The sequence below is a fragment of the Streptomyces sp. IBSBF 3136 genome (assembly GCF_036815105.1).
In the GTDB taxonomy this organism is placed as follows: domain Bacteria; phylum Actinomycetota; class Actinomycetes; order Streptomycetales; family Streptomycetaceae; genus Streptomyces.
Genome location: NZ_JAJSZC010000329.1, coordinates 1 through 6562 on the forward strand (window position 1 = coordinate 1; position 6562 = coordinate 6562).

Genomic DNA, 6562 nt, shown 5'->3' on the forward strand with positions numbered 1-6562 from the left:
CCCCGTTGTTGTTGTCCCCGTTCTTGCCCCCGTTGTCCCCCCCTCGTCCTTTTCCCTGGCCGTCCCCGGGGTTGTCGTCGTCGGGGATGTCGACCAGGTTGAAGTCGGGTGCGTCCTTGCCCTCCAGGGCGCCCGCCATGGCGTCACGCCAGATCGGGCCGGGGACCTGACCGCCGTAGACGAGGTCGCGGTAGACCCCGCCGATGGTGATGTGGGTCATCTCCACGTTCTGCTTGGCGCTGCCGACCCAGACCGCGCCGGCCATGTTCGGCGTGTAGCCGACGAACCAGGCGTTCTTGCGGGAGTCGGTCGTACCCGTCTTGCCCGCGCTCTCCCGGTCGCTCAGGCCGGCCTCCTGGCCGGTGCCGGAGTCGACCACACCGCGCAGCAGGGTGTTGACGGTGTCCGCGGTCTGCTCGCTCATCGCCCGCGAGCAGGTCGACTTGGGCACCTCGAGCGACTTCCGCTCGGTGCCGACCTTCTGGGTGATGGACTCGATGGCGACCGGCGTGCAGTACATGCCCCGGGAGGCGAAGGTGGCGTACGCGCTCGCCATGGTCAGCGGGGAGAGGCCGATCGAACCGAGCGCGATGGACGGGGTCTGGGGGAGCTTCGAGCCGTCACCCTGCACGACGTGCAGCGCGTCGGTCATCTTCACCACGGGGCACAGGCCGATGTCGGAGATGAGCTGCACGAAGTAGGTGTTGATGGACTTCGCCATCGCCTCCTTCATGCGGTACGGGCCCTTCTCCGACTCGTTCTCGTTCTCGACCGTCTCGTTCTTGGTGTTGACGTACGGGCTGCTGCTGCACCGCTGCACGGGGCTCGGGTAGTTCATCTTGTACGGCGCCGAGTACTCCTGCGTCGCCGGCTTGCCGCCCTCGATCGCGGCCGCCGCCACGAACGGCTTGAACGTCGAACCGGTCGGGAAGCCGTAGTTGGAGCCGCCCATGGCCCGGTTGACCGAGAAGTTGTACTCGGTCTCGTTGTTGCCGTACCCGAAGGGCTTGGACTGGCCCATCGCCAGGACCTTGCCGGTGCCGGGCTCGACCAGGGTGGCAGCCGCCGCGACCTTGTCCGACTTGTAGACGTGCTCCTTGAGGGACGCCTGCACGGACGCCTGCGCCTGCGGGTCCAGGGTCGTACGGATGGTCAGGCCGCCCTGGTTCCAGAGCTTGGCGCGCTTCTCGCGGGTCTTGCCGAACGTCGGGTCGGTCAGGAAGACGTTCTCGACGTACTTGCAGAAGAACGCGGCGCTCTTGGTGGCCGTGATGCAGCCGTTCTTCGGCTGGCTGACGTGCAGTCCGAGCGGCTTCTCCTTGGCCTGGTCGGCCTCTGCCTGGGAGATGTCGCCCAGCTCGGCCATGCGCTGCAGGACCGTGTTGCGCCGCTTGGTGGCCTCGGCCTCGTCGTTCACCGGGTCGTAGCGGCTCGGGGACTGGACGATGCCCGCGAGCAGCGCGGACTGCTGCAGGTTGAGGTCCTTGGCGTGCTTGGAGAAGTAGCGCTGGGCGGCCGCCTCGACGCCGTAGGCCTGCTCGCCGAAGAAGGTGATGTTCAGGTAGTTCTCGAGGATCCGCTTCTTGCCGAGCTTCTCCTCGATCTGGATCGCGTACTTCAGCTCGCGGACCTTGCGGCCGAGGGTCTGCTGGGTGGCCTCGGCGACCTTCGTCGGGTCGTCGCCGGCCTCCTCGATGAAGTAGTTCTTCACCAGCTGCTGGGTGAGCGTGGAGGCGCCCTGGGCGACCCCGCCCGACTGCGCGTTCTTGTTCAGGGCGCGCAGCACGCCCTTGAGGTCGATCGCGCCGTGCTTGTAGAAGCGTGAGTCCTCGATCGCGACGATCGCCTTCTGCATGTACGGCGAGATGTCCTTGAGCTCCACCACCGTGCGGTCACGGGAGTAGACGGTCGCGAACTGGTTGCCCCGGCTGTCCAGTATGGTCGTGCGCTGGCTGAGCTGCGGACTCTTGAGGTTGGCCGGGATCTCGTCGAAGCCCTTGACCGAGCCCTTGGCCGCGAGGCCCAGCGCGCCGGCGGCGGGCAGCGCGATGCCCGCCATGACGGCTCCCGCGAGCACACTGACACCGAGGAACTTGGCGGCCTGCTGTGTTGCCGACAGGCCACCGCCCGAGCGCTTCTTTGGCATGGGGGCAGCCTAATCCGTACTGATGAGCGTTCCGGTGGAGGCGGCCGCTTCTCGGGATGTTCGGGTGCCGGATCGTGATGTCCGCGATGTCCGGTGCGGACGCATCGGGGCAGGTGAGTGGGCAGCAGGGCGCGTCGCGGCGCGGCAAAGCCGGCGCCTACGTTTCCATTCGCCGGACACGCGCACAGGCGTTGGCCTAAGCTGCTATCAACTGTCACAGCGGTGCGGCCACGTATCAATACGTCCGACGACCCCGAATCGTTCCGGAAGTACCCGACTTTCTGGTGGGGACGTGTCCGAAACCGCCTCGTGTGTCACCTGGCGCCCGGTGTGGCGCGTCACAGCCGTCCCGGTATGCCGGGATGGTCGCGCATGTCGCCAGCTCACTCCCGCGGGTGATCTGCCGCTTACCCATAGTCCGTTCGGGCCATTCAAGATTGGGCCCGAAGGGGGTGTTGCGCTGTCTCCACCTTCCGTAACGTCCTCAACTGGCGGCGGTGAATATGCCGCTGCCGCCGTGGGGGAGCCTCGATTCGGGAGAGGACGGCGCCGGTATGGGCTGGGTTACCGACTGGAGTGCGCAGGCCGCCTGCCGCACTACCGATCCGGATGAACTGTTCGTGCAGGGAGCAGCGCAGAACAGGGCCAAGGCGGTGTGCACCGGATGTCCGGTACGTACCGAATGCCTGGCCGACGCGCTGGACAACCGCGTGGAGTTCGGCGTGTGGGGAGGCATGACGGAGCGGGAGCGCCGCGCACTGCTGCGTAGGCGGCCGACCGTGACCTCCTGGCGCCGGCTGCTGGAGACCGCGCGCCTGGAGTACGAGCGGGGCGTCGGCATCGTGCCCCTCGACAGCGACGAGGTGTACGAGAACTACGCGGCGGTGAGCTAGGGCTTTCGCGCCGGCGCGGACTCGGAGCCACTCCGGCCGGCCATGAGGCGTGGGAAGCGGCGGTCGGACGTGTGTTCCTGTGTTCCGGGGCGCCACCCGTGGGACGCCCGCGGAGACACCCGCTGTGCGGGGCGTGCCCGGAGGCACGCCCGCGGGGCACGCGTGCATGAGCGGCGGCCGCCGGCGCGCTCACGGGACATGACCGAGGCCATGGAGGTCGCCCAGGCTCAGCCCTGGCGCCCCGTGCCTTGCGTGCCTTCGCACCGGCGTGTCATGCCTGCACACCCGTGCGTCATGCCTGTGCGTACGACCGCAGGTCTGCGTGTGCGACGCCGGGTCTGCGTGTGTGACGACAGATTCCGCGCGGACGTCACTTGCGCCGGCGGGCGTTGCCTGCGCCGCTAGGGCAGCTCCGTGCGGCTCGCCGCCAGCCGGTCGCCGATGTCGCGCAGGCCCGTGAGGTCGTGCACGTCGCCGGGCAGTGCGGGCACCTCGACGACCGCCACCTCGGGATGGCGGGCGGTGAACCGGTCACGCGTGCGCTGCTCGCGCGAGAGCAGCTGCATGCGCTCGGCGTGCAGCCTCAGCAGGCCTACGGTGAGCTGGTCGACGGAGTGCTCCGTGGCGGCGGGGGAGCCTTCTTCGGAAGCGGTGTCCTCAGCTGCGGCCCGGGAAGCGGGAGGTTCTGAACTGCCGTACGTGTCGGGAGAGTTACGAAGTCCAGCTTTCCCGTCCCCCTGATCGACAATGCCGGACTCCTCAAGATTTTCCGCGGCGGCGAGCGCCCGCTCGGCCGTCAGTCCGCCGGCGCCGCTGCCGTGCACCCGGTTGAGCACGAGCCCCACCAGCGGCATCTTCTCCGCGGCCAGCCGCTCCACGAAGTACGCCGCCTCGCGCAGCGCGTCCCGCTCCGGCGCCGCCACCACGAGGAACGCCGTACCGGGCGCCTGGAGGAGCTTGTACGTGGCGTCCGCGCGCGTGCGGAAACCGCCGAACGTGGTGTCCATCGCGGCCACGAAGGTCTGTACGTCCTTCAGCAGCTGGCCGCCCAGCAGCTTGCCCAGAGTGCCGGTCATCATCGACATGCCGACGTTGAGGAAGGCCATCCCCGCGCGGCCGCCGAGCTTCGCCGGAGCGGTCAGCAGCCGGATCAGCCGGCCGTCGAGGAAGGAGCCGAGGCGCTTGGGTGCGTCCAGGAAGTCCAGCGCCGAACGGGACGGCGGGGTGTCCACCACGATCAGGTCCCACTCGTCCCGGGCCCGCAGCTGGCCCAGCTTCTCCATCGCCATGTACTCCTGCGTGCCCGCGAAGCCCGCCGAGAGCGACTGGTAGAAGGGGTTGGACAGGATCGCGGCCGCCCGGTCGGGGTCGGCGTGCCCCTCGACGACCTCGTCGAAGGTGCGCTTCATGTCGAGCATCATGGCGTGCAGCTCGCCGTCGCCCTCGGTGCCCTTCACCCTGCGGGGCACGTTGTCGAGGGAGTCGATGCCCATCGACTGCGCGAGTCGCCGGGCCGGGTCGATGGTGAGGACGACCACCTTGCGGCCCCGCTCGGCCGCCCTGAGGCCCAGCGCCGCAGCCGTCGTCGTCTTGCCGACGCCGCCCGAGCCGCAGCACACCACGATGCGGGTCGCCGGGTCGTCCAGCAGCGGATCGACGTCGAGCACACGCGCGGGGGAGATGCGGGAGCGTGCGCCGTCCCGGGCGGAGGACTGGGCGGGCGCCGCGGTCGGGGACTGCGCCGGGTCCGGACTCATGACAACTCCTGCTTCCGCAGCTCGCTGGCGAGTTCGTACAGGCCGCCGAGGTCCATGCCCTCGGCGAGCAGTGGCAGTTCGTGCATCGGCAGGTCCAGATCGCCGAGGACCGCGCGCTGCTCCTGCTCCAGCGCGTACCGCTCGGCGTACTCCGACGCCTGCTTCAGCAGCGGGTCCACCAGCCGCTCGGCGTGCCCGCCGCGCCGCGCCCCGCCGAGGCCGGCGGTGGACAGCGCCTGTGCGACGGATGAACGCTCCACGGTCCGCACGAGTTCCAGGTCCGCCGCGTCCAACACCTCCGGCCGGACCATGTTCACGATGACCCGGCCCACCGGCAGCCGCGCGGCGCGCAGCTCCGCGATGCCGTCGGCGGTCTCCTGGACCGGCATCTCCTCCAGCAGCGTCACCAGGTGCACCGCCGTCTCCGGTGACTTCAGCACCCTCATGACGGCCTGCGCCTGATTGTGTATCGGGCCGATCTTCGCCAGGCCCGCCACCTCGTCGTTGACGTTCAGGAAGCGGGTGATGCGCCCGGTGGGCGGGGCGTCCATCACGACGTAGTCGTAGGTGAAGCGGCCGCTTTTCTCCTTGCGGCGCACGGCCTCGCAGGCCTTGCCGGTCAACAGGACGTCCCTGACACCGGGCGCGATGGTGGTGGCGAAGTCGATCGCGCCGAGCTTCTTCAGGGCCCGGCCCGCGCCCCCCAGCTTGTAGAACATCTGGAGGTAGTCCAAGAGGGCCAGTTCCGCGTCTATGGCCAGGGCGTACACCTCCCCGCCGCCCGGAGCGACCGCGATCTTCCGTTCCTCGTAGGGCAGCACCTCCGTCTCGAAGAGCTGGGCGATGCCCTGCCGGCCCTCGACCTCCACGAGAAGCGTGCGCTTCCCCTCTGTGGCGAGAGCCAACGCGAGTGCGGCGGCGACCGTCGTCTTTCCGGTCCCGCCCTTGCCGCTGACGACCTGGAGCCTGCTCACGTCTTCGAGCCTAACCAGTCCGGCCGACGGTCACGCGTGGGGCTGTGGACAACGGCGCCCGCGGTCGGCCGCCGGTGCGGTGGCCGACGGGCCTGCGCGGTCGGCCGCGGGTGCGGTGGATCGCAGCGGCTAAAGTCGGCCCATGACCAAGTGGGAATACGCAACCGTGCCGCTGCTCGTCCATGCCACGAAGCAGATTCTGGACACCTGGGGCGAGGACGGCTGGGAGCTCGTCCAGGTCGTGCCCGGGCCCAACAACCCCGAGCAGCTCGTCGCCTACCTGAAGCGGGAGAAGCAGGCATGAGCGCGGTCGAGGCCAAGCTGGCCGAACTGGGTCTGACCCTTCCGGACGTCGTCCCGCCGCTGGCCGCGTACCAGCCGGCCGTGCGGTCCGGTGCGTACGTCTACACCTCCGGCCAGCTCCCGATGGTGGAGGGCAAGCTGCCGGTCACCGGCAAGGTGGGCGCCGAGGTCACCGCGGAGGAGGCCAAGGAACTGGCCCGTACCTGCGCGCTGAACGCGCTGGCCGCCGTGAAGTCGGTCGCCGGTGACCTGGACCGCGTGGCGCGCGTGGTGAAGGTCGTCGGCTTCGTCGCCTCCGCCGCCGACTTCACCGGTCAGCCCGGTGTGATCAACGGCGCCAGCGAGCTGCTCGGTGAGGTCCTCGGCGACAAGGGCGTGCACGCCCGCAGCGCGGTGGGCGTCGCGGTGCTGCCGCTGGACGCGCCGGTGGAGGTCGAGATCCAGGTCGAGCTGGCCCCCTGAGCCCGCGGGCCCGCCTCGGTCCCCGCC

The 6562-nt window shown here is 69.6% G+C and carries 6 protein-coding genes; 3 read left to right on the forward strand and 3 right to left on the reverse strand.

What is annotated here, in order from left to right; all coding sequences use genetic code 11:
* Nucleotides 1–2146: transglycosylase domain-containing protein (locus V7E45_RS37790; protein WP_333778799.1), on the reverse strand; the 2146-nt coding region annotated here is incomplete at its 3' end.
* A 554-nt stretch (nt 2147–2700) separates the two neighbouring features.
* Between V7E45_RS37790 and wblA the strand changes: the two genes are divergently transcribed.
* Entirely contained in the window at nt 2701–3039 is a 339-nt protein-coding gene (gene wblA / locus V7E45_RS37795; protein ID WP_179851885.1) for a transcriptional regulator WblA, read from the forward strand.
* Between the two features lie 401 nt (nt 3040–3440).
* Here the strand turns inward: wblA and V7E45_RS37800 are convergent, their stop codons facing one another.
* Nucleotides 3441–4796 carry an ArsA family ATPase gene (locus tag V7E45_RS37800; RefSeq protein ID WP_333778800.1) on the reverse strand — a complete coding sequence of 452 codons (1356 nt, stop codon included), beginning with the start codon at nt 4794–4796 and terminating at the stop codon, nt 3441–3443.
* Nucleotides 4793–5770: an ArsA family ATPase gene (locus V7E45_RS37805; protein WP_333778801.1), complete on the reverse strand. Its 978-nt coding sequence runs from the start codon at nt 5768–5770 to the stop codon at nt 4793–4795. The genes V7E45_RS37800 and V7E45_RS37805 overlap by 4 nt, the downstream gene beginning before the upstream one ends.
* Before the next feature lie 142 nt (nt 5771–5912).
* Between V7E45_RS37805 and V7E45_RS37810 the strand changes: the two genes are divergently transcribed.
* On the forward strand, nt 5913–6074 hold the full coding sequence (locus V7E45_RS37810) for a DUF4177 domain-containing protein (RefSeq protein ID WP_003975360.1): 162 nt from the start codon (nt 5913–5915) through the stop codon (nt 6072–6074).
* Nucleotides 6071–6535, forward strand: coding sequence for a RidA family protein (locus V7E45_RS37815; RefSeq protein ID WP_020941343.1), 465 nt, complete (start codon nt 6071–6073; stop codon nt 6533–6535). The genes V7E45_RS37810 and V7E45_RS37815 overlap by 4 nt, the downstream gene beginning before the upstream one ends.
* The last annotated feature ends 27 nt before the right edge of the window (nt 6536–6562 follow it).

What these genes read in the sequence shown, in the direction of transcription:
- wblA (WP_179851885.1), top strand. Translation starts at nt 2,701, where the DNA reads ATGGGCTGGGTTACCGACTGGAGTGCGCAGGCCGCCTGCCGCACTACC.
- V7E45_RS37800 (WP_333778800.1), bottom strand. Translation starts at nt 4,796, where the DNA reads ATGAGTCCGGACCCGGCGCAGTCCCCGACCGCGGCGCCCGCCCAGTCC.
- V7E45_RS37810 (WP_003975360.1), top strand. Translation starts at nt 5,913, where the DNA reads ATGACCAAGTGGGAATACGCAACCGTGCCGCTGCTCGTCCATGCCACG.
- V7E45_RS37815 (WP_020941343.1), top strand. Translation starts at nt 6,071, where the DNA reads ATGAGCGCGGTCGAGGCCAAGCTGGCCGAACTGGGTCTGACCCTTCCG.